Annotated in this window: 18 protein-coding genes and 1 pseudogene; 8 read left to right on the forward strand and 11 right to left on the reverse strand. The window is 70.9% G+C overall.

The features are described 5' to 3' along the window. Window positions 1-2 precede the first annotated feature (2 nt). Genes AB0927_RS08430 through AB0927_RS08440 form a run of 3 tightly spaced genes read right to left on the reverse strand, consistent with a single transcriptional unit; the run spans window position 3 to window position 2,801 of the window. Window positions 3-914: an ABC transporter ATP-binding protein gene (locus tag AB0927_RS08430; RefSeq protein ID WP_366666743.1), complete on the reverse strand. Its 912-nt coding sequence runs from the start codon at window positions 912-914 to the stop codon at window positions 3-5. After that, window positions 911-1,819 carry an ABC transporter permease gene (locus AB0927_RS08435; protein ID WP_366666744.1) on the reverse strand — a complete coding sequence of 303 codons (909 nt, stop codon included), beginning with the start codon at window positions 1,817-1,819 and terminating at the stop codon, window positions 911-913. The genes AB0927_RS08430 and AB0927_RS08435 overlap by 4 nt, the downstream gene beginning before the upstream one ends. Continuing rightward, window positions 1,809-2,801 (reverse strand): ABC transporter ATP-binding protein, encoded by a 993-nt coding sequence (locus tag AB0927_RS08440; RefSeq protein ID WP_366666894.1) that lies wholly within the window; start codon window positions 2,799-2,801, stop codon window positions 1,809-1,811. The genes AB0927_RS08435 and AB0927_RS08440 overlap by 11 nt, the downstream gene beginning before the upstream one ends. A gap of 243 nt (window positions 2,802-3,044) precedes the next feature. On the opposite strand from AB0927_RS08440, the gene AB0927_RS08445 reads away from it, so the two are divergent. From AB0927_RS08445 to AB0927_RS08460, 4 genes and pseudogenes are all read left to right on the forward strand, one after another. After that, window positions 3,045-3,887, forward strand: coding sequence for a M24 family metallopeptidase (locus AB0927_RS08445; RefSeq protein ID WP_366666745.1), 843 nt, complete (start codon window positions 3,045-3,047; stop codon window positions 3,885-3,887). After that, a complete protein-coding gene (locus AB0927_RS08450; protein WP_366666746.1) occupies window positions 3,884-5,641 on the forward strand; it encodes an SDR family oxidoreductase in 1,758 nt (585 codons plus the stop codon). The genes AB0927_RS08445 and AB0927_RS08450 overlap by 4 nt, the downstream gene beginning before the upstream one ends. A gap of 197 nt (window positions 5,642-5,838) precedes the next feature. Beyond that, window positions 5,839-6,387: an RNA 2'-phosphotransferase gene (locus AB0927_RS08455; protein WP_366666747.1), complete on the forward strand. Its 549-nt coding sequence runs from the start codon at window positions 5,839-5,841 to the stop codon at window positions 6,385-6,387. Between the two features lie 6 nt (window positions 6,388-6,393). Continuing rightward, window positions 6,394-6,495: pseudogene (locus tag AB0927_RS08460) on the forward strand (LLM class flavin-dependent oxidoreductase); the annotation flags it as partial. A gap of 82 nt (window positions 6,496-6,577) precedes the next feature. Here the strand turns inward: AB0927_RS08460 and AB0927_RS08465 are convergent. Genes AB0927_RS08465 through AB0927_RS08480 form a run of 4 tightly spaced genes read right to left on the reverse strand, consistent with a single transcriptional unit; the run spans window position 6,578 to window position 8,852 of the window. After that, entirely contained in the window at window positions 6,578-6,979 is a 402-nt protein-coding gene (locus AB0927_RS08465; protein ID WP_366666748.1) for a DNA-binding protein, read from the reverse strand. A gap of 47 nt (window positions 6,980-7,026) precedes the next feature. Continuing rightward, window positions 7,027-7,224: a type II toxin-antitoxin system CcdA family antitoxin gene (locus AB0927_RS08470; RefSeq protein ID WP_366666749.1), complete on the reverse strand. Its 198-nt coding sequence runs from the start codon at window positions 7,222-7,224 to the stop codon at window positions 7,027-7,029. Then, window positions 7,217-8,488: a hypothetical protein gene (locus AB0927_RS08475; protein WP_366666750.1), complete on the reverse strand. Its 1,272-nt coding sequence runs from the start codon at window positions 8,486-8,488 to the stop codon at window positions 7,217-7,219. Before AB0927_RS08475 ends, AB0927_RS08470 begins: the two co-directional genes overlap by 8 nt. A gap of 52 nt (window positions 8,489-8,540) precedes the next feature. After that, on the reverse strand, window positions 8,541-8,852 hold the full coding sequence (locus tag AB0927_RS08480) for a hypothetical protein (RefSeq protein ID WP_366666751.1): 312 nt from the start codon (window positions 8,850-8,852) through the stop codon (window positions 8,541-8,543). Between the two features lie 104 nt (window positions 8,853-8,956). Here AB0927_RS08480 and AB0927_RS08485 point away from each other — a divergent pair, with 104 nt between their 5' ends. Together AB0927_RS08485 and AB0927_RS08490 are read left to right on the forward strand one after the other, a co-directional pair. Beyond that, window positions 8,957-9,850, forward strand: a complete 894-nt coding sequence (locus AB0927_RS08485; RefSeq protein ID WP_366666752.1) for an LLM class flavin-dependent oxidoreductase — start codon at window positions 8,957-8,959, stop codon at window positions 9,848-9,850. A 109-nt stretch (window positions 9,851-9,959) separates the two neighbouring features. Then, complete coding sequence (locus AB0927_RS08490) at window positions 9,960-10,829, forward strand: HAD-IIB family hydrolase (RefSeq protein ID WP_366666753.1); 870 nt, start codon at window positions 9,960-9,962, stop codon at window positions 10,827-10,829. A gap of 37 nt (window positions 10,830-10,866) precedes the next feature. On the opposite strand, the gene cydD is transcribed toward AB0927_RS08490, so the two are convergent. The 4 genes from cydD to hisC form a co-directional block, all read right to left on the reverse strand. Beyond that, the gene (cydD, locus tag AB0927_RS08495) at window positions 10,867-14,373 is read right to left on the reverse strand and encodes a thiol reductant ABC exporter subunit CydD (RefSeq protein ID WP_366666754.1); all 3,507 of its coding nucleotides are present in this window, start codon (window positions 14,371-14,373) and stop codon (window positions 10,867-10,869) included. 58 nt (window positions 14,374-14,431) lie between these two features. Continuing rightward, entirely contained in the window at window positions 14,432-15,436 is a 1,005-nt protein-coding gene (gene cydB / locus AB0927_RS08500) for a cytochrome d ubiquinol oxidase subunit II (RefSeq protein ID WP_366666755.1), read from the reverse strand. Window positions 15,437-15,451: 15 nt separating this feature from the next. After that, entirely contained in the window at window positions 15,452-16,960 is a 1,509-nt protein-coding gene (locus AB0927_RS08505; RefSeq protein ID WP_366666756.1) for a cytochrome ubiquinol oxidase subunit I, read from the reverse strand. A gap of 365 nt (window positions 16,961-17,325) precedes the next feature. Next, the gene (gene hisC / locus AB0927_RS08510) at window positions 17,326-18,405 is read right to left on the reverse strand and encodes a histidinol-phosphate transaminase (RefSeq protein ID WP_366666757.1); all 1,080 of its coding nucleotides are present in this window, start codon (window positions 18,403-18,405) and stop codon (window positions 17,326-17,328) included. A 429-nt stretch (window positions 18,406-18,834) separates the two neighbouring features. Between hisC and AB0927_RS08515 the strand changes: the two genes are divergently transcribed. Both AB0927_RS08515 and AB0927_RS08520 read left to right on the forward strand, forming a co-directional pair. Beyond that, window positions 18,835-19,947 carry a LacI family DNA-binding transcriptional regulator gene (locus AB0927_RS08515; RefSeq protein ID WP_366666758.1) on the forward strand — a complete coding sequence of 371 codons (1,113 nt, stop codon included), beginning with the start codon at window positions 18,835-18,837 and terminating at the stop codon, window positions 19,945-19,947. A 279-nt stretch (window positions 19,948-20,226) separates the two neighbouring features. Next, on the forward strand, window positions 20,227-21,306 hold the full coding sequence (locus AB0927_RS08520; protein WP_366666759.1) for a metallophosphoesterase: 1,080 nt from the start codon (window positions 20,227-20,229) through the stop codon (window positions 21,304-21,306). The last annotated feature ends 80 nt before the right edge of the window (window positions 21,307-21,386 follow it).

Below are 21,386 nucleotides of genomic sequence, written 5' to 3' on the forward strand. Positions count from 1 at the left end.
TCCTACGCCGCGACCAGGTACGAGAACACGGACTCCAGGGACTCGTCCGAGGGCGAGACCGTGAGCAGCCGGATGCCGTGGTCCCTGGCGACCTTCGGCAGCAGGGTGGTGAAGCGTCCGAAGTCGACGGCCTGGATACGCAGCGCGCCCTCGGTGTGGTCGACCTCGATGCCGGACGTGGACGGGTCGGCGATCAGCGCGGCCGCGAGCGCGCGGTCGTCGCTGGACCGCACGAGGTAGCGGTGCGGCCGGTCGGTCATCAGCCGGCGGATCCTGCGGTAGTCGCCGCTGGCCGCGTGCCGCCCGGCGACGACGACCTCGATGTGCCGGGCGAGCTGTTCGACCTCCTCCAGGATGTGCGAGGAGAACAGCACGGTGCGGCCCTCGTCGCCCATCCGGCGCAGCAGGTCCATCAGTTGCATGCGCTGGCGCGGGTCCATGCCGTTGAACGGCTCGTCCAGCAGGAGCAGCGACGGGTCGTGCACGAGGGCGCTCGCCATCTTCACGCGCTGGCGCATGCCCTTGGAGTACGTGGCGATCTTCCGGTCCTGCGCGTACTCCATCTCGACCGTGGCCAGGGCCCGTTGGGCGGCCTTGTCGCCCAGGCCGTGCAGCTCCGCGTTGGCCACGACGAACTCGCGCCCGGTGAGGAAGTCGTACATCGCCTCCCGTTCGGGGACGATGCCGATGTGCCGGTAGATCTCCTCGTTGCGCCACACCGGCTGCCCGTCGAGGGTGACCGTGCCGGTGGAGGGGGCGAGGAAGCCGCCCATCATGTTGATCAGGGTGGACTTCCCGGCGCCGTTGGGGCCGAGCAGGCCGGTCACGCCGGGCCCGATGGTCATGGTGATGTCGTTGACGGCGACCACGTTGCCGAACCAGCGGGAGACGTGGTCGAGGCTGAGGGTCGTCACAGGCCCACCTTCTTGTAGCGGCGCAGCAGGAGGCCGTAGGTGCCGGCGATCAGTGCGAGGGTGACGAGGACGTAGACCACGCCCTCCCCGGTCGAAGGAGCGACTCCTCCGGGGTTTCGGGCGGTGGCGCCCAGGAAGGCGGACTGCACGCCGTCGATCAGGGTGACCGGCGAGAACAGGCCGATCCACGGGATGGCGCCGGAATGCCCCTGGACCTCCGCGATGGCCTGGAGGGTGGAGACCGCCCCGTAGGTGATGACCAGTACGGCGATCACGGCGGCGATGCCGAAGCCGCGGCGCGGGGTGACGGCGGCGATGACCAGCCCGATGCCGGCGAAGAGCAGGGAGAGCAGGGCCACGGAGACCAGTCCCTCGGCGAATCCCTTCGTCTGGTGGGCGAATCCCAGCTTGGCCAGCAGCGCCCCCACGTACATCACCAGCAGGGGAGCGGCGGTGAGGATGAAGACGGCCGAGGCGAGCGCGGCGAACTTGGCGCGCACGTAGTCGGCGGTCTCGATCGGCCGCGAGAAGTACAGCGGCACGGTCTTGAAGCGCAGGTCGCGGGAGACGGTCTGGGGCGCCTGCGCGGCGACGTACAGGCTGATGACGGCCTGGAACATGATCGCGTATCGCGTGTAGGCGACCGGCAGTTCGTGCGTCTTGGCGGCGACGGCCACGGCGACCATGATGGCGGCGGGCACGCACATCACCGCGAACAGCAGCATGGGCAGCACCTTGGACTTCACCGAGCGGCCGAGGCCGTAGGCGCCGCGCAGGGACTGCGAGTACAGGGAGCGGCGGGCGTAGGCGCGGCCGAGGCGCGGGCCGTCGTAACCGCGATAGCCGATGTCGTGGATCCGGCTCGTCTCGCCCGGGGGCGAGGTCAGGGGCTGCTCAACCGCCATGGCCGACGGCCTCCTTCCGCTGCTCGTCGCTGTCGCCCGCGGTGTCGCCCGCGGTGGCGGTCGTGAACACCTCGGAGATGTGGTGCCGGCGCTGCTCCATGCGGACCAGGCCGAGCCCGAGGTCGGCGACCACGTCCCGCACCAGGTCGTACGTCTCCTCGCCCGCGGCGGTCAGCAGCAGGATGTGACCCGCGCCGGGCAGGCCCGCGCCCTCCTGGTGCGTCTCCACCCCGCGCTCCCGCAGCTCCTCGCGGACCGCCCGGGTGCCGTCGGGGTGGGTGTCGCTGTCGGTGACCTCGATCGCGAGGGTGGTCGTGGTCTGCGTGAAGTCGGTGGTGGAACTGGAGCGCAGCAGCTTGCCGCCGTCGATGACGACCACGTGGTCGCAGGTCCGCTCCAGCTCGCCCAGCAGGTGCGAGGTGACCAGGACGGAGATGCCGAAGTCGGAGTGGACGCGGCGGATCAGGCCGAGCATCTCGTCCCGGCCGACCGGGTCGAGGCCGTTGGTCGGCTCGTCCAGGAAGACCAGCTTGGGGTCGTGCACCAGGGCCTGCGCGAGCTTCACGCGCTGCTTCATGCCGGTCGAGTAGCCGCCGATGGGGCGGTAGCGCTCCTCGTAGAGGCCGACATGGCGCAGGGTGTCCGCGGTGCGCTCGCGCGCGGCCGTGGGCGGCAGCCCCGACATGCGGGCCATGTGCACGACGAACTCGGTCGCCGAGACGTCCGGCGGCAGACAGTCGTGCTCCGGCATGTAGCCGACCCGCTCGCGGATGGCGGCGCCCTCGGTGGCGATGTCCAGTCCGAGCACCCGGGCGCCGCCCTCGGTGGCGGGGGACAGCCCCAGCAGGATCTTGATCAGGGTGGACTTGCCGGCGCCGTTGGCCCCGACGAGTCCGGTCACACCGGGTCCGATGTCCACGGACAGCCGGTCGAGCGCGGTCACCCGGGGGAACCGCTTGCTCAGGCTTTCGGTCGCGATCACAGTCACCCGTCCGACGGTAGTGATCCCGGCCACGCCGGTCGTCAGACCACAGAGCCGTCTTCACCTCCGACCCAGGTATTACGGGTCCCTAAGGGCCGCCCCTCCCAGGGGTTACCCGGAGTCGTCCCCAACCTGCGCTCCCGCCTATTGACGCCACCTCTAACAACTGCGAGATTCTCCGTGTCAAGTTACGAACGCGTACCGCATCCGACGCGAGTCGGCCGGACCACGGGACGAGGCGGCATGACGACGGCAGTGAGCAGTGGACTCCCCACGGAGCTGCGGGGATTCAGAAGGGTGCAGCGCCTCGCCTACGAGTGCGCGGAGGCGGTCGCGGCGCGCCTCGAACCGGGCGTGACCGAGCGCGAGGCGGCGCGGATGCAGCGGGAGTGGCTGCGCGAGCGCGGGGTGCGGGACTGGTTCCACCTGCCCTTCGCCTGGTTCGGGGACCGGACGGCGTTCGTGAACTTCCGCGTGCCGCTGCAGTTCTTCCCCACCGACCGCGAACTCGCGCCCGGGATGCCGTTCATCCTGGACATGGCCCCGGTGTACGAGGGATACACGGCGGACATCGGCTACTCGGGGTCCCTCGGGGTGAATCCCGTACAGGACCGGCTGATGGCCGACCTGGAGGCACACCGGGAGCTGATCCTGCGCGAGGTGCGCGAGCGGCGTTCGCTGCGCGAGATCTACGAGGACGTGGACCGGCTGATGGTCCGCCAGGGCTATGCCAACCGGCATCGCGCCTACCCCTTCGGCGTGATCGCGCACAAGGTGGACCGGGTCGGGGAGCGCCGCTGGGCGCCCCATGTGTTCGGTTTCGGCACCCGGTCCCTCAGGGGCCTGGCCTCGGACGCGCTGCACGGCCACCGCGAGGGCTGGTCGCCGCTGTGGTCGCCGTACCGCTTCTCGGACCATCCGCCGAAGCCGGGCCTGTGGGCGGTCGAACCGCACCTCGGCTTCCGGGATACGGGGGCGAAGTTCGAGGAGATCCTCGTGGTCACCGACTCGAAGGACCCCGAGCAGAGCGCGTTCTGGCTGGACGACGAGCTGCCGCACGTGCGGCGCTGGGCGGAGGAGAAGTGACGACCCTGAAGGGTGCGCGCGAGCGCACGGTACGGACCGGCGGGATCGAGCTGTGCGTGGCCGAACTGGGCGACGCGCAGCAGCCGACGGTGGTCCTGGTGCACGGCTATCCGGACAGCAAGGAGGTGTGGTCCGAGATCGCCCCGCGCCTCGCGGAGCGCTTCCACGTGGTGCTGTACGACGTCCGTGGCCACGGCCGTTCCACCGCGCCGCGGCCGTTGCGCGGCGGGTTCACGCTGGCCAAGCTCACGGACGACTTCCTGGCCGTGGTGGACGCGGTGAGCCCGGACCGCCCGGTCCATCTCGTCGGCCACGACTGGGGCTCGGTGCAGTCCTGGGAGTTCGTCACGGTCGGCCGCACCGAGGGCCGTATCGCCTCCTTCACCACCATCTCCGGGCCGTCCCTGGACCACTTCGGGCACTGGATCAACGACCGCCTGAAGCGTCCGACGCCCCGCCGCCTGGCCCAGCTCCTGAACCAGGGCGCCAAGTCCTGGTACGTGGGCATGCTGCACACGCCCGCCCTGCCGGAGCTGGCCTGGCGCGGCCCGCTCGGCAAGCGCTGGCCCAAGATCCTGGAGCGGGTCGAACGGCTCCCGGCCGGGGACTACCCGACCGCGTCCCTCCCCTCCGACGCGGCCCACGGCGCCTGGCTCTACCGGGACAACGTCCGCCCGCGGCTGACCCACCCCCGCCCGGACGCGTACGCGCACGCGCCGGTGCAGCTGATCACCCCGCAGGGCGACGCGTTCCTCTCCGAGCGGCTCTACGACGACCTGGACCGCTGGGCGCCCCGGCTGACCCGGCGCACGATCCCGGCCAAGCACTGGGCGCCGCGTACCCGGCCGGACCAGCTGGCCGCCTGGATCGAGGAGTTCGTGGTGTCGGTGGAGGGCGGCCGCCCCGAGCCGAAGGCCACGGGACCCCACGCGGCGCGTTTCGGCGGGCAGCTGGTGCTGGTCACCGGCGCGGGCAGCGGGATCGGCCGGGCGACGGCGTTCGCGTTCGCGGAGGCGGGCGCGCGGCTGGTGGCCGTCGACCGCGACGCGGAGGCGGCGGCGCGCACCGCCGAACTGGCCCGGCTGATCGGCGCGCCGCAGGCATGGGCCGAGACGGCGGACGTCTCCGACGAGCAGGCGATGGAGAAGCTGGCCGACCGGGTCCACCGCGCGTACGGCGTGCTGGACGTGCTGGTCAACAACGCGGGCATCGGTCTGTCCGGCTCCTTCTTCGCCACGACCACCGAGGACTGGCGCAAGGTCCTCGACGTCAACCTCTGGGGCGTGATCCACGGCTGCCGGCTCTTCGGGGCGCGGATGGCCGAGCGGGGTCAGGGCGGCCACATCGTCAACGTCGCGTCCGCCGCCGCGTTCCAGCCCTCGCGGATCCTCCCCGCGTACAGCACCTCCAAGGCGGCGGTCCTCATGCTCTCCGAGTGCCTCCGCGCGGAACTGGCGTCCCGGTCCATCGGCGTCACGGCGATCTGTCCCGGCATCGTCAACACGAACATCACGTCCACGGCGCGCTTCGCCGGGGCCGACGAGACGGAGGAGCGCCGCCTCCAGAAGAGCTCCGCCCGCCTGTACGGCCTGCGCAACTACCCTCCGGAGAAGGTGGCTTCGGCGATCCTGGACGCGGTGGCGCACAACCGTCCGGTGGTCCCGGTGACGCCGGAGGCGCGGGGCGCGCACTTCCTGTCCAGGGTGATGCCGGGGGCGCTGCGGCGACTGGCGAAGGTCGAGCCGAAGGTGTGAGTCGAAGGGTGGCGGGGGCGGTGTGGGGGCTTGTGGTGGGGCGGTGTTGGCGGCTTTCGTCGCTCAACACCCCTTTCCACAGCCCGCGTTGTCCACAGCTTCGCCGATTCACCTGTGGATAACCGCAGTTGTCTGTGGATCAAACCTGCCCGCGAAAACAACCTGCGTGATCCGCGTCTCTCCCGCACTCTGAGCCCATGGACGAAAGACGCACGGTCAAGATCTCGAAGTACCTCTCCAGACACCTCCGCCACCAACCGGCCCGCCTCGGCCTCGCCCCCGACCCCGCCGGCTGGGTGGACATCGACACCCTGATCACCGCGGCGGGCGCGCACGGCTTCCCCTTCACCCGCCAGGAGCTCGACCACGTCGTCGCCGCCAACGACAAACAGCGCTTCACGATCGACGGCACCAGGATCCGCGCCAACCAGGGCCACACCATCGCCGTGGACCTGGGCCTGCCTCCGGCCACCCCGCCGCCGTACCTCTACCACGGCACCCACCCCGGCGCGCTTGACCCGATCCGGGCCACCGGCCTGAAACCCATGCGCAGGCACGCCGTGCACCTCTCCCCCGACCGCGCCACCGCCACCCGCGTCGGCGCCCGCCGCGGCCGCCCCGTCGTCCTCACCGTCGACGCCGGCGCCATGCACCGCGACGGCCATGTCTTCCACGTCAGCGCCAACGGCGTCTGGCTGACCGCCGCCGTCCCGCCGCGGTACCTGCGCTTCCCCGGCCCCCGCTGACCCCGCCACCTCTCCTGGCGCAGCTTCCGTGACGGCCCCTGGTTCGGCGCCGTCCCCACCCTGACCGCCGCCGCGGCCGCCACCGAGCACCTTCGCCTCGGCACCCTGGAACCTCAGTCGAGCCTCGTTCACCAATCGCATCCTGACCTGCGAAGACGTACGTCGGGGGCTTGGTGCCGACCGAAGCGGCTCAGAGCGCGATGAGTCTGACGCGGCTACCGCACAGCTTGGCCATGTCGTCGAGGTCCGACGTGAGCATGGCCACCGGGCCCGGCTGGCGGAGCGCCAGCTCGGCGACGGTGGCATCGATCGCGTACTTGTGGCCGTGGAGGCCAGTCTCCTTCAGCAGCACGGCGGCGGCTCTGGCCGCCTGCTCGGTGACCGATTCGACCTTGGCCTGTGAGAGGACCCAGTTCAGTCGGGCGGTGTTCACCCGGGCGTGCACGACTTTCACGATGGTGTTGGAGCAGACCACCAGATCGGCAGCCATCGAATGGAAGGACCGGATCATCGCGAGCACGGCCCGGTCCTGAGAGATCCAGACGGACAGCCCTTGTGAGTCCAGTACGACGGTCTCGATGCGGTGGTTCACGCCGCGCTCGCCGACTCCTCGCGCTCTGCCGTGCCGAAGATTCCGGCCTAAACCGCGGCCAGCTCCTCGTCGGTGAACGCGCCGTGTTCCTCCTCGTAGCGGCGCAGCTCCTCACCGAGCAGCTGATGCCTGATCTGACGGGCAACGGCCTCCGCGACGTAGCCGGAAACGTTGTCCGTGAGCCTCTTCAGCTCCGCCACCTGCTCAGTGGGCAGAGTGACCGTGATGCGGGTCGTATCAGCCATGGGGCCAGCATGCTGCGGTATGCGCGCTATCTGCCGGTGCTTCTTCACGTACGAGCTCAGCGCCGTCCCGCACCGAGCAGCTCGCCAGACGGTCGCCGATCACGGACACCCCCGGGCGCGGGTCGCTCTCGTAGTACCAGGGCTTACGCCGACGCAGCAGCGCCTCGCCATGCTCGCTCCAGGTGAATCCCGGTTTCCGCAGGAGCTTTCGGAACACCGCGTCGACGGTCTCCGGGTGGGCGGCGGCCAGACGGCGGATCGGCAGTGGCGTGATCGACTCCTCGCGGAGGTACGTGCGCAGCAGGTCCTGGTGCCGGCTGCGGCCCGTGCGGGCGGGGTCCGCGAAGAGATCCCGCAGCATCCCGTAGTCGGCGTAGAAGTTGAGCCCGTCGACCTGGTCGTGGATGACGCCGATGGTGTCCGCGTCCGCAAGTTCCCGCGGGAACGCGAAGAAGGGCAGGTCCAGTCCAGGGAGCCGGCGGCGCCGGGCACGGCCGGGCTGTGCGGCGACAGCGGCCTGCCGGCGGTGACGGTAGTAGGCATTGAGGAGGCCCTCGGCTTCGGCAGGCGGAAGGACCAACTCGTCGCCGTCGAAGAACTCGACGAACGCGGCCCGGTCCTCCCTCATCCGCTGCCACCCCTGCTCGATCTTCTGGGGGTTGCGGAAGACCAGCTCGGGCTGGCTGGTGGCCAGTTCGAGTGCCGCTTGTGCGATGTCGGTGGCACTGGACCTGGGGTAGTACGACATCGCCCCGGACACCAGCCACGCCCCGTCGGCCGACTGAACGGGTACCAGGCAGGTGTGGAGGAATCCTCCCTTGGACACTCCGCGGAACGCCGCCCGCCCGACGTTCGAGTAGGTGCGGTACTCCAGGTCGCTGATCAGGTCGAGCAGGACGACGGCATCCCCTTCCTTCCGCCGGACCTCGAAGATGCCCTCGACCGGGTCACGCCAGCCGAGCAGCATCTCCCGGTCCGACGGGGTCAGGTCCTTCCGTCCGGTGACGAACCGGTCCACTACGGTCGAGCCGTCCGGCAGGCGGTGTCGCAGGATGAAGTGGTCGGTGACCCTGATCAGCTCACCCTCGTCCAGCAGTCGCTCAGGCCCAGCCGCCTCCAGCAGGAGGGGCGTCAACCAGCGGTCGAAACAGGCGCCCTGGGCGAAGGCGACCAGCTCACCCTTCAACTCGGCACTGCGCTCGATGAGATCGGTCGGCGACGGCTCGGCGGCATCCTGACGCACGCCCTGCACGGCCTCAGGCACGTTCATCCCTTTCGTACGAACCAGTTCCGTGTGAAGTGAGAGGCGTCCGGCCTCAACCGGCCCAGTGGCGGTACGCCTCGATCCACTGCGCCCCCTCGGGCGCCGGGCTGGGCAGAGGCAGCTCCAGGATGCCGATCGACTGCCGGACGCGGCCACGAGAGCACAGGGCGACGATCGCGCCGTCGGGTGTGAGGTCGACGCCGCGCACCGTCACCTCGACGCCGAGAACCATGGTGGTGAAGGGCACAGCGAGATGCTCCTCAAGCATGGTGAACAAGCCGGTCCGCTGCTCGTCGTCGCCGTAGGCGTCCACCGTCGCCTCTTCGATCATGGCCTCAAGCTCGGCGCTGCCCAGCGTGCTCATGCCGCCACGGTAGCGATCCCCGCCGCGACAGTGGCACAGCTACCGGAACCTGCGCCGCCGGCTGGCACATCGGTGGCGGCGGAAGCCCGCGTATCGTCGGGGCCATGCGTCTGAGCACGGTGATCCTCCCCATCCACCGATGGGCCGAAGGACAGAAGATCTGGCAGCAGGCCGAAGACCTCGGCTTCCACGCCGCGTACACCTACGACCATCTCTCCTGGCGGAGCTACCGCGACGGGCCGTGGTTCGGCGCGATCCCCACGCTGACGGCGGCAGCGATGGTGACGCAGCGTATGCGATTGGGCACCCTGGTCACTTCCCCGAACTTCCGCCACCCCGTCACCCTCGCCAAGGAGCTGATCTCCCTGGACGACATCTCGGGCGGCCGGATCACCCTCGGGATCGGCGCCGGCGGCACCGGCTTCGACGCCACCGCCCTCGGCCAGGACCCGTGGACCCCGCGCGAGCGCGCCGACCGGTTCGCCGAGTTCGTGCCGCTGCTCGACCGGCTGCTCAGCGAGGACGCTGTGTCGCACGAGGGCCGCTTCTACTCGGCACACGAGGCCCGGAACATCCCCGGCTGCGTCCAGCGCCCCCGGCTGCCGTTCGCCGTCGCCGCCACCGGACCGCGCGGGCTGAAGCTCGCCGCGCGTCACGGCCAGGCCTGGGTGACCACGGGCGACCCGAAGCTGTACGAGGCCGGCACCCCGGAACAGTCGGTGGAGGCGCTGCGCGGCCAGCTCGCCCGGCTGACCGAGGCCTGCGCGGAGGCCGGCCGGGACGCCGCCGGCATGGACAAGATCCTGCTCACCGGCTTCACCCCGGACCGTGCCCGCCCGCTCACCTCCCTGGACGCGTTCGTCGACTTCGCCGGCCGCCACGGGGAGCTGGGCTTCACCGAGATCGTCCTGCACTGGCCCATCCCGGACTCGTACTTCGCCGCGGACCAGAAGGTGTTCGAGCAGATCGCCATGGAGGCCCTCGCACAGCTGGACTGACGTGTCCTGCGACACGTCCTGGGGCGGCAGGGGCGGCGAGAGCGTCATCTGTGTCTCATCTGTGCACAGTTCCGCACGCTCGTGCGGGCATATGCGCGAGAATGACCGGATGACCTCAGCGACCAGGCAACCCGGGACCCCCGCCGCCGCGATCCGCCCGCGGCTGATCGCCACGGACCTCGACGGCACCCTGCTGCGCGACGACAAGTCGGTCTCCCCGCGGACCGTCGCCGCCCTGGCCGCCGCCGAGCAGGCGGGCATCGAGGTCTTCTTCGTCACCGGCCGGCCGGCCCGCTGGATGGACGTCGTCAGCGACCATGTCCACGGCCACGGCCTGGCCATCTGCGGCAACGGCGCCGCCGTGGTCGACCTGCACGGCGGCCCCGGCGCCCACCGGTTCACCAAGGTGCGCGAACTGGCCCGCGGCAACGCCCTGGACGCCGTACGGCTGCTGCGCGAGGCCGCGCCCGGCACGGTCTTCGCGATCGAGCAGACGTACGGCTTCCACCAGGAGCCCACCTATCCCAGGCTGCACATGGAGGTGCCGGGGCACCTGCTGCCCGCCGAGGAACTGCTCGCGCTGAACGGCCCGACCGCCGGCCAGCCCGTGCTCAAGATCCTCGCCCACCACGCCACCCTCGACCCCGACGCCTTCCTCACCCTGGCCCGTCTGGCCATCGGTGAGCGCGCCACCGTCACCCGCTCCAGCCCCAGCGCCCTGCTGGAACTCAGCGGCCCCGGCGTCTCCAAGGCCAGCACGCTCGCCCTGTGCTGCGCCGAGCGCGGCATCTCACACGAGGAGGTCGTCGCCTTCGGGGACATGCCCAACGACATCGAGATGCTGACCTGGGCCGGGCAGTCGTACGCCATGGGCAACGCCCACCCCGACGCCATCGCCGCCGCCTCCGGCCGGGCGCCCGCCAACACCGAGGACGGCGTGGCCGCCGTGATCGAGCGGCTGCTCGCCCAGCACACCTAAGGTCCTTCTTTCGGGTCCTGCCCCCGGTCGCGGGCTTTCACCGCGCTCCGACCAGCGACTCGGCCTCCGCCTCCCGGCGCACCATCTCGCGCAACGGTCCGTCCACCGCGGCCAGTTCCGCGTAGGGGCCCCGCTGCACGACGCGGCCCGCGTCGAGCACCAGCACCTCGTCCACCTCGTCGAGACCGGCGAGCCGGTGGGTGATCAGCAGCGTCGTACGGCCCTCGGTGGCGGCCAGCAGATCGGCGGTGAGGGCGTCCGCCGTCGGCAGGTCCAGGTGCTCGGCCGGCTCGTCCAGGACCAGCACGGGGAAGTCGGCGAGGAGCGCGCGGGCCAGCGCGAGGCGCTGCCGCTGGCCGCCGGACAGCCGCGCCCCGTGCTCGCCGACCAGCGTGTCCAGGCCGTCGGGCAGCCCGTCCACCCAGTCGAGCAGCCGGGCCCGCGCCAACGCCCCGCGCAGCTCGGCCTCGGTGGCGTCCTTCCTGGCCAGCAGCAGGTTCTCGCGCACCGAGCTGTCGAAGAGATGCGCGTCCTGGGCGCACAGCCCGACCAGCCGCCGCACGTCGTCGCCGGACAGCTCGCGGGCGTCGACCCCGGCGAGGGTGTAGGAGCCGGAGCGCGGGTCGAGGAAGCGCAGCAACACCTGGGCGAGGGTCGTCTTGCCGGAGCCGGAGGCCCCGACCACGGCGATCCGGCGGCCCTGCTCCAGCGTCAGGTCGAGTCCGGTCAGCGCCTCCCCCCGCTGCCCCTCGTGCCGCGCGACCAGCCCCTTGAGGACCACCGGGAACGGCGTCACGGGCGACTGCCGGGGCCGCTCGGGCTCACGCACCGGCTCCGGCGCGTCCAGCACCTCCCGCACCCGTTCCGCGCTGCGCCGCACCCGCTGCCGGTAACGGACTGCGAGCGGCATCCCGAGTACGGCCTCGAACGCGGCCAGCGGGGTGAGCACGACCACGGCCAGCGCGACACCGCCGAGCCGCCCCGCCGCCACCGCCTGGACGCCGAGCAGGGCCATGGCGGTGACGGTCAGGCCGGAGACCAGCGCGGTGAGCCCGTCGCCGAGCGCGGTGACGGCGGCGGCGCGCGCGGCGATCCGGGTCAGGGTGCCGTCCGCCCGCCGGACCGCACCGGTACGCGCGGGCAGCGCCCCGGCCACGGTCAGCTCGGCGGTGCCGGTGAGCAGATCGGTGACACGGGTCGCGAGTTCACCGCGGGCGGGCGCCAGCCGGCGCTCGGTGTGCCGGGCCGCGGCCGCGGTCACCAGGGGCACGCCGGCCCCGGCCGCGAGGAGTCCCACCGCGAGGGCGGCGCCCGCCCCGGGCAGCAGCCAGGCGGTGAAGCCCACAGCCGCGCCGGAGACGAGTACGGCGACGGAGGCGGGCAACAGCCAGCGCAGCCAGTAGTCCTGGAGCGCGTCCACGTCCGCGACCAGCCGGGTCAGCAGATCACCGCGGCGGGCGCCGCGCAGCCCCGCGGGCGCCAGGCGCTCAAGTCGCCGGTAGACCGCGACCCGGGTGTCGGCCAGCATCCGCAGCACGGCCTCGTGCGAGACCAGTCGCTCGGCATAGCGGAACACGGCCCGCCCGATCCCGAACGCCCGCGTCGCCGTCACCGCCACCATCAGATACAGCACCGGCGGCTGCTGAGACGCCCGCGAGATCAGCCACCCGGAGGTCGCCATCAGTCCGACGGCACTCCCGAGCGCGAGACTCCCCAGCACCAGAGCCAGCCCCAACCGCGCCCACCGGCCACTGCCGAGCCCCCGGATCCACCCGAGCGCACTCCGCCGGGGCGCCGGCTCCCGGAGCGCCCCGGGCTCGCCTTCCGGCCCGGGGTCCCGGGGGGCGGGCAGGCCGAGCCGGGGCTCCGAGGGGCGGAGCCCACCGGCGGGTCCGGCGGCCCCACGCAGCGCCGTCGGCTCCGCCAGCCGCACCACCCTGTCGGCCACCTCCAGCAGGGCGGGCCGGTGCACCACCACCAGCACCGTCCGCCCGGCCGCCAGCCGGCGTACCGCCGAGACGACCTCCCCCTCGGTCGCCCCGTCCAGTGCCGCCGTCGGCTCATCCAGCACGAGCACGGGCCGGTCGGCGAGGAACGCCCGTGCCAGCGCCAACCGCTGCCGCTGCCCCGCCGAGAGTCCCGCCCCGTCCTCCCCGAGCGCGGTGCGGACACCCTCGGGCAACGCGTCCACGAAGTCCGACGCGCCCGCATCCCGCAAGGCCCGACGCACCGCCTCGTCGTCCGCGTCCGGCCGTGCCAGCCGCACGTTCTCCGCGATCGTCCCGGCATACAGATGCGGCCGCTGCGGCACCCACGCGATCCGTGACCGCCACTCCGCCATGTCCAGCTCGGCGAGATCGACGCCCCCGACCAGCACCCGCCCCGCGGCGGGCCGGACGAACCCCAGCAGTACGTTCAGCAGCGTCGACTTGCCCGCCCCGCTCGGCCCGACCAGCGCCACGGTCTCCCCGGGCGCGACGGTGAACGACACCTCGCTCACCGCGTTCCCGGACCGCCCGGGGTACCGCACCGTGACCCCCTCGAAGGCCACCGCCCCCGAGGGCACCGCACCGGTCCCGGACACCGGCACCGGCGTCTCCAGCACGGTGAAGATCTCCTCCGCGGCCGCCAGCCCCTCCGCGGCCGCGTGATACTGCGCACCCACCTGACGCAGCGGCAGGTACGCCTCCGGCGCCAGCACCAGGATCATCAGCCCGGTGTACAGATCCATGTCGCCGTGCACCAGCCGCATGCCGATCGTCACGGCGACCAGCGCCACCGACAGCGTGGCCAGCAGTTCCAGCGCGAAGGAGGAGATGAAGGCGATCCGCAGGGTCCGCATGGTCGCCTGGCGGTACTCACCGGTGATCCGCCGGATGGACTCGGCCTGCGCCTTGGCCCGGCCGAACACCTTCAGCGTGGGCAGCCCCGCGACCACGTCCAGGAAGTGACCGGACAACCGGGACAGCAACCGCCACTGCCGGTCCGTCCGAGCCTGCGTGGCCCAGCCGATCAGCATCATGAACAGCGGAATGAGCGGCAGGGTGCCGACGATGATCGCCGCCGACACCCAGTCCTCGGTGACGATCCGCGCCAGCACCGCCACCGGCACCACCACCGCGAGCCCCAGCTGCGGCAGATAGCGCGAGAAGTAGTCGTCGAGGGCGTCGACACCCCGCGTCGCGAGGTTGACCAGCGAGCCGGTGCGCTGGCCGCCGAGCCACCCGGGACCGAGCGCCGCCGCCCGGTCGAGCAGCCGCCCCCGCAGCTCGGACTTCACCGCCGCGCTCGCCCGGTGGGCGGCACGCTCGGTGAGCCAGGCGACCAGGGCCCGCCCCACGGCCACCGCCACCAGCATGAGCAGGGGAGTGGACAGTTCGGCGAGGGAGCGACCATGCCGGAAGGCGCCGGCGACCACCTCGGCGATGAGCATCGCCTGGGCGATGACCAGCCCGGCACCGGCGGCACCCAGGGCGACGACCGCCACCAGGAAGAAGCGGGTGGCGCGGGCGTAACGCAGTAGACGAGGATCGACTGGTTTCACGTGAAACAGGCCCTTCGGTCCAAGGGGTGTGTTTCACGTGAAACACACCCCGGCGGACTCAATGTGCGGGTTCGGCGATGTGCTGTGTGCCGATCCGCTTGCGGAACACCCAGTAGGTCCAGCCCTGGTAGAGCACCACCAGCGGAGTGGCGATCACCGCGAGCCAGGTCATGATCTTGAGGGTGTAGGGGCTGGACGAGGCATTGGCGACCGTCAGGCTCCACTCCCCGTTGAGGGTGGACGGCATGACGTTCGGGAAGAGCGAGAGGAAGAGCATCGCCACGGCCGCCACGATGGTGACGCCGGACAGGGCGAACGCCCAGCCCTCGCGCCCCAGTTGGTTCGCGACCAGCGCGCCCACCAGGGCGACGACCGCCACGACCAGCGCGACCAGGCTCTTGCCGTCACCGCTGTCGGCCTGCGTCCACAGCAGGAAGCCCACCGCCAGCACGGCCGCGACGAGGCCGGCCCACAGCGCCAGCTGCCGCGCCCGCCCCCGGATGTCACCGACGGTCTTGAGCGCCGTGAACACCGCCCCGTGGAAGGTGAACAGCGTGAGCGTCACCAGCCCGCCGAGCAGGGCGTAGGGGTTGAGCAGATCCCCGACGCTGCCGACGTACTCGAAGTGCTGGTCGATCTTGACGCCCCGCACGATGTTCCCGAAGGCCACGCCCCACAGGAACGCCGGGAGCAGCGAGGTCCAGAAGATCGCGGTCTCCCAGTTGCGCTGCCAGTTCTCCTCGGGCCGCTTCGCCCGGTACTCGAAGGCCACGCCCCGCACGATCAGGCAGACCAGGATGACGAGCAGGGGCAGATAGAAGCCGGAGAAGAGGGTGGCGTACCACTCGGGGAAGGCGGCGAAGGTCGCGCCGCCCGCTGTGAGCAGCCACACCTCGTTGCCGTCCCAGACGGGACCGATGGTGTTGATGAGCACCCGGCGCTCGGCCCGGTCCCGGGCCAGCAGCTTGGTGAGGATGCCGACCCCGAAGTCGAAGCCCTCCAGGAAGAAGTAGCCGGTCCACAGGACGGCGATCAGGACGAACCAGACGTCGTGAAGTTCCATGACTGTCCCCTCGGCCTAGTACGAGAAGGCCATCGGCTTGTCGGCGTCACGGGTGTCGCCGCCGATCTTCGTGGGCGGGTTGAGGTCGTCCTCGGTCAGCTCGGGCGGGCCGGCCTTGACGTACTTCGCGAGCAGCCTGACCTCGATCACCGCGAGGATCGCGTACAGCGAGGTGAAGACGATCAACGAGGTGAGGACCTCTCCCTGGGAGACGCCGGGGGAGACCGCGTCCCGGGTCCGCAGCACTCCGTAGACGACCCACGGCTGACGGCCCATCTCGGTGAAGATCCAGCCCCAGGAGTTGGCGATCAGCGGGAAGGCCATGGTCCAGGTCGCGATGCGCCAGCACCAGGGCGTCAGCTTGGAGCCGAGCACCTTCTTCGGGAACAGCACCAGGTGCGGCACCTCGTCCTCGCCCACCCGCAGCCCCTCGGGCAGCATGAACTTCTTGCGGGTCAGCCAGAGTCCGGCCAGGCCGATGGCGAAGGACGCCATGCCGAAGCCGATCATCCAGCGGAAGCCCCAGAAGGCCACGGGGATGTTGGGCCGGTAGTCGCCGGGCCCGAACTGCTGCTGCTCGGCCTTGTTGACGTCGTTGATCCCAGGAACCTCCGACGTGAAGTTGTCGTCGGCGAGGAAGGAGAGCAGGCCGGGTATCTCGACCGCGACGGTGTTGTGGCCCTTCTCCACGTCGCCGTAGGCGAAGATCGAGAACGGGGCCGGCTTCTGGCCGTCCCACAGCGCCTCGGCGGCCGCCATCTTCATCGGCTGCTGCTTGAACATGACCTTGCCGAGGGTGTCGCCGCTGACCGCGGTGAGCAGGCCCGCGATGACCACGGTGATCAGGCCGAGCCGCAGCGAGGTCTTCATCTCGCGGATGTGCTTCTTGCGGGCCAGGTGGTAGGCGGAGATGCCGACCATGAAGGCGCCACCGGTCAGGAAGGCGGCGGAGAGTGTGTGGAAGGCCTGGCTCAGCGCGGTGTTCTGGGTGAGCACCGCCAGGAAGTCGGTCAGCTCGGCGCGTCCCTTGGCCTTGTCGATCTTGTAGCCGACCGGGTGCTGCATCCAGGAGTTGGCCGCGAGGATGAAGTACGCCGACAGGATCGTGCCGATCGAGACCATCCAGATGCAGGCCAGGTGGATCTTCTTCGGCAGCTTGTCCCAGCCGAAGATCCACAGCCCGATGAACGTGGACTCGAAGAAGAACGCGATCAGCGCCTCGAAGGCGAGCGGGGCGCCGAAGATGTCGCCGACGAAACGCGAGTAGTCCGACCAGTTCATGCCGAACTGGAACTCCTGCACGATGCCGGTGACCACACCCATCGCGATGTTGATCAGGAAAAGCTTGCCCCAGAACTTCGTCGCCCTGAGGTACTTCTCCTTCTCCGTGCGTACCCAGGCCGTCTGCAACCCGGCCGTGAGAGCGGCCAGGGAGATCGTCAGCGGAACGAACAGGAAGTGGTAGACGGTCGTGATGCCGAACTGCCAGCGCGCCAGTGTCTCCGGCGCCAAAGCCAGGTCCACGTCGTCACTCTCCTTACTACGCCGTGGTACTGCGGCGATTCGCCCCATCTGTCACCTACATACGGGGCAAAACGGGACGCGCTTGTGAACGCGTTCACATTCACAAGCCATTATGGCGCACCCTTTTCCGGCCAGAAGGTTCGGGGTCGCCCTCTTGCCCCCGAGTCAAGATCCCCGACGTCCCCGCCATGCCCTTTCGAAGGGGCCATAGGGCGGGCATGGATCTTCGAACCTCGGGTAACCCCCGCCAGGAGCGGCACAGATGTCGCCGATGTCCCTGTTTCACGTGAAACGGGCGCCCGGCAGAGCCGGACGCCCGTGATCTCTCCGGCGTGAGCCGGATTACAGCCGCTTCGTGAGCCGAATTACAGCTCCTTGTGGAAGGCCTCCGCCACCTTCAGGAAGATGTCGTTGGCCTCGGCCTCGCCGACCGTGACCCGGGCGCCCTCGCCCGCGAACGGCCGGACCACGACACCGTGTTCCTCACAGGCCTGCGCGAACGCCGCCGTACGCTCTCCGAGCCGCATCCACACGAAGTTGGCCTGCGTCTCCGGCACCGTCCAGCCCTGCGCGCGCAGCGCGTCGACCACGCGGTTGCGCTCGCACACGAGCGAGCCGACCCGGCCCAGCAGCTCGTCCTCGGCCCGCAGCGAGGCGATCGCCGCCTCCTGTGCCAGCTGGCTCACACCGAACGGCACCGCCGTCTTGCGCAGCGCGGCGGCCACCGGCTCATGGGCGATCGCGAAACCGACCCGCAGCCCGGCGAGGCCGTACGCCTTGGAGAAGGTCCGCAGGACGCAGACGTTGGGCCGCTCCCGGTACAGCTCGACGCCGTCGGGCACCTCGGGGTCGCGGATGAACTCCCGGTAGGCCTCGTCCAGCACCACCAGGACGTCCTTGGGCACCCGGTCCAGGAAGCGCTCCAGCTCGGCCCGCCGCACCACCGTGCCGGTCGGGTTGTTCGGGTTGCAGACGAAGATCAGCCGCGTCCGGTCGGTGATCGCCTCCGCCATCGCGTCCAGGTCGTGCACATCGCCCGGCGTCAGGGGCACCTGCACCGACCGGGCGCCGTTGATCTGCGTGATGATCGGGTACGCCTCGAAGGACCGCCAGGCATAGATCACCTCGTCGCCGGGCCCGCTGGTGGCCTGGATCAGCTGCTGGGCAACGCCCACCGAGCCCGTGCCGGTGGCCACGTGGGCGGCCGGCACCCCGAAGCGCTCCGCCAGCTCCTCCGTCAGGGCCGCACACGCCATGTCGGGGTAGCGGTTGAAGGAGGCGGCGGCCGCGGTCACACTCTCCAGCACACCGGGCAGCGGCGGGTACGGGTTCTCGTTCGAGGACAGCTTGTAGGCGACCGGTCCCTCGGACGCGGCCGGCTTGCCCGGCTTGTAGGTGGGGATACCCTCCAGCTCGGCGCGCAGCTTGGGGCTCGTCTCGCTCACCACAGTCCTCCTCGCGACCACCGGTGGACCGTCGACGCCACCGGCTTCCAATACTGCTCACCATATGAGGATTCGGCTGTGGTGAGTACTGGCCGTGGGCAAACCTCGTGGACCACCGCCGCAACACGGGCATCGCCGGGCATCGCTCCCTGAAGGCGGATCTTTCGGGGGGCGCGCCGTACATATATCTATGCGCCGGTGGCTCGCGCCGTAGCGCGCTTCACCCGTGCAGGTGAGTTGAGACCTCTTCGAAACATCGGACCATTGGCAGGCTCATACGCGCCGTTAGGCCATGTCCTGCCAGGAAAGCGCCCAACTGCCTGTGATTCCAAGGCAGTTCGCCCATCACCGCCATGCAGAAACGTGCCTGTCAACGAGTGCATATGCGTCCGCACTACCCCACCGCCTGAGCCCTACTATCGGCTCGCCATGACAGCAGCAGGGAAGCACCAGGTGAGCCGCGCGGAAACCTCCCGTCGAGGCAGTCGGCCGGGCCGGGCGGGCATCAGGGACGTGGCCGCCGCCGCCGGAGTCTCCATCACGACCGTCTCCGACGCCCTCAACGGCAAGGGCCGGCTCCCGGACGCCACCCGGCGCCATGTCCGCGAGGTCGCCGACCGGCTGGGGTACCGTCCCTCGGCCGCCGCCCGCACCCTCCGTACCGGCAAGTCGGGGCTGATCGGCCTGACCGTGACCACGTACGGGGATGAACCTTTCACCTTCACGGAGTTCGCGTACTTCGCCGAGATGGCGCGGGCCGCCACCTCGGCCGCGCTGGCCCGGGGCTACGCCCTGGTCATCCTGCCCGCGACCTCCCGCCACGACGTGTGGTCCAACGTCGCCCTCGACGGCACCGTCGTCATCGACCCCTCCGACCAGGACCCGGTGGTCAGCGAACTCGTCCGCCAGGGCCTGCCCGTCGTCTCCGACGGCCGCCCGGCCGGCGCGCTCCCGGTCACCGCCTGGGTGGACAACGACCACGAGGCCGCCGTCCTCGGCATCCTCGACCATCTCGCCGCCGCCGGCGCCCGTCGCATCGGCCTGCTCACGGGCACCTCGACCGACACGTACACCCATCTGTCGACCACGGCCTACCTGCACTGGTGCGAGCGGGTCGGCCAGGACCCGGTCTACGAGGCCTACCCGGCGCACGACCCGTGCGCGGGCGCCGTCGCCGCCGACCGGCTGCTCGCCCGCCCCGACCGGCCCGACGCCGTCTACGGGCTGTTCGACCCCAACGGCACCGACCTGCTCGCCGCCGCCCGCCGCTACGGACTGCGCGTCCCGGACGATCTGCTGCTGGTGTGCTGCAGCGAGTCCACCGTGTACGCCAGCACCGAGCCGCCCGTCACCACGCTCTCCCTCAAGCCGCGCCGCATCGGCACGGCCGTCGTCCAACTGCTCATCGATGCCATCGAGGGAGTGGAGTCGGAGCAGCCGGTGGAGCAGGTCATACCGACCGAGCTGATCGTGCGCACCTCATCCCAGCGGCGGCCCCCGCGCACCACGGTCAGCCCGCCCCGGTCCCCGGACGACACGTAGAGGGGCCGACACGTAGGAGGGACCGCGCGGAGGGGGCGGGGACGACCGTTCGGCCGGGCCGCCGCGCGGGCCACACAGGCCCGGCGGTCCCCGGCCGTCGGCGAACACCTGCCCAAACGGGGCGAAAGCCGCGGTGAAGCGGAGTCTTGTTCCGATTCACCACCCCTGGGTCATCACATGGCGCGACGCGCATTCCTATGATGGGCCCACGACACCGCGGACCGCTGCGACCAGGCAGTCCGAAGCGGTGCAGATGCGGCGCGATGGTGGAGGGGTCTGATGACTCAGGGGGCCGGTCAGGGACCCGAGGTGGAGCGGACGGCGACGCTGCGCGACTTCCGGGTGCCCGCGTACGTCCACGAGTCCGGTCCGTACGTCTCCCATGCCTCGCAGGACGAGACCGCGCCGCCCGCCGAGGAGTCGTACCCCGAGGGGTACACGCCCACCGAGCGCGACCTGCCCGTCGTCCACCGTGGCGACACGCTCCAGGTCGCCGCCGATCCGGCCCCCGCCGCCCCGGCTCCCCAGCCCGCGGCCGGTCCCGGCCCGCTCTACGTCGTCGGCGACGTGCACGGCTACCTCGACGAACTGATGGCCGCCCTGCGGGAGCAGGGGCTGATCGACGACGCGGGCCAGTGGTGCGCCGGCACCACGCGGCTGTGGTTCCTCGGCGACTTCACCGACCGCGGTCCGGACGGCATCGGCGTCATCGACCTGGTGATGCGGCTGTCCGCCGAGGCGGCCGCGGCCGGCGGCTACTGCAAGGCCCTCATGGGCAACCACGAGCTGCTGCTGCTCGGTGCCAAGCGGTTCGGCGACACTCCGGTCAACTCGGGTGCGGGCACCGCCACTTTCCAGGCGGCCTGGCTGCTCAACGGCGGCCAGAAGACCGACATGGACCGTCTCCAGGACCACCATCTGCAGTGGATGTCCCGTCTCGACGCGCTGGAGGAGGTCGACGGCTATCTGCTGGTGCACTCCGACACGACCGCCTACCTCGACTACGGCGACTCGATCGAGGCCGTCAACGACACGGTCCACGAGAAGCTCACCCGCAATGACGCGAACGAGTGCTGGGATCTGTTCCGCAAGTTCACCAAGCGCTTCTCCTTCCGCGATGAAGGCGGCGCCGACGCCGTGCGCGCCCTGCTGGACGCCTACGGCGGCACCCGGATCGTGCACGGCCACAGCCCCATCCCCTACCTCCTGGGCGAGGTGGGCTCCGAGGACGGCGAGGAGAGCGGCGGCCCGGTGGTCGAGGGGCCGCACGTCTACGCCGACGGACTCGCCATCGCCATGGACGGCGGAGTGACCATGGCCGGAAAGCTGCTGGTGAGGCAACTCCCGCTGGAACACTGACCGTTCCCGGGGCGGGTCCCGCCCCACCGCAGTACACGCAGGCCGGGACGCAATTTCCGGCAATCCCCTGTCACCGCGCG

The sequence above is a fragment of the Streptomyces sp. NPDC048106 genome (assembly GCF_040706415.1).
In the GTDB taxonomy this organism is placed as follows: Bacteria; Actinomycetota; Actinomycetes; order Streptomycetales; family Streptomycetaceae; genus Streptomyces.

What these genes read in the sequence shown, in the direction of transcription:
- AB0927_RS08435 (WP_366666744.1), bottom strand. Translation starts at nt 1,819, where the DNA reads ATGGCGGTTGAGCAGCCCCTGACCTCGCCCCCGGGCGAGACGAGCCGG.
- AB0927_RS08445 (WP_366666745.1), top strand. Translation starts at nt 3,045, where the DNA reads ATGACGACGGCAGTGAGCAGTGGACTCCCCACGGAGCTGCGGGGATTC.
- AB0927_RS08455 (WP_366666747.1), top strand. Translation starts at nt 5,839, where the DNA reads ATGGACGAAAGACGCACGGTCAAGATCTCGAAGTACCTCTCCAGACAC.
- AB0927_RS08470 (WP_366666749.1), bottom strand. Translation starts at nt 7,224, where the DNA reads ATGGCTGATACGACCCGCATCACGGTCACTCTGCCCACTGAGCAGGTG.
- AB0927_RS08480 (WP_366666751.1), bottom strand. Translation starts at nt 8,852, where the DNA reads ATGAGCACGCTGGGCAGCGCCGAGCTTGAGGCCATGATCGAAGAGGCG.
- AB0927_RS08485 (WP_366666752.1), top strand. Translation starts at nt 8,957, where the DNA reads ATGCGTCTGAGCACGGTGATCCTCCCCATCCACCGATGGGCCGAAGGA.
- AB0927_RS08490 (WP_366666753.1), top strand. Translation starts at nt 9,960, where the DNA reads ATGACCTCAGCGACCAGGCAACCCGGGACCCCCGCCGCCGCGATCCGC.
- cydB (WP_366666755.1), bottom strand. Translation starts at nt 15,436, where the DNA reads ATGGAACTTCACGACGTCTGGTTCGTCCTGATCGCCGTCCTGTGGACC.
- AB0927_RS08515 (WP_366666758.1), top strand. Translation starts at nt 18,835, where the DNA reads ATGACAGCAGCAGGGAAGCACCAGGTGAGCCGCGCGGAAACCTCCCGT.
- AB0927_RS08520 (WP_366666759.1), top strand. Translation starts at nt 20,227, where the DNA reads ATGACTCAGGGGGCCGGTCAGGGACCCGAGGTGGAGCGGACGGCGACG.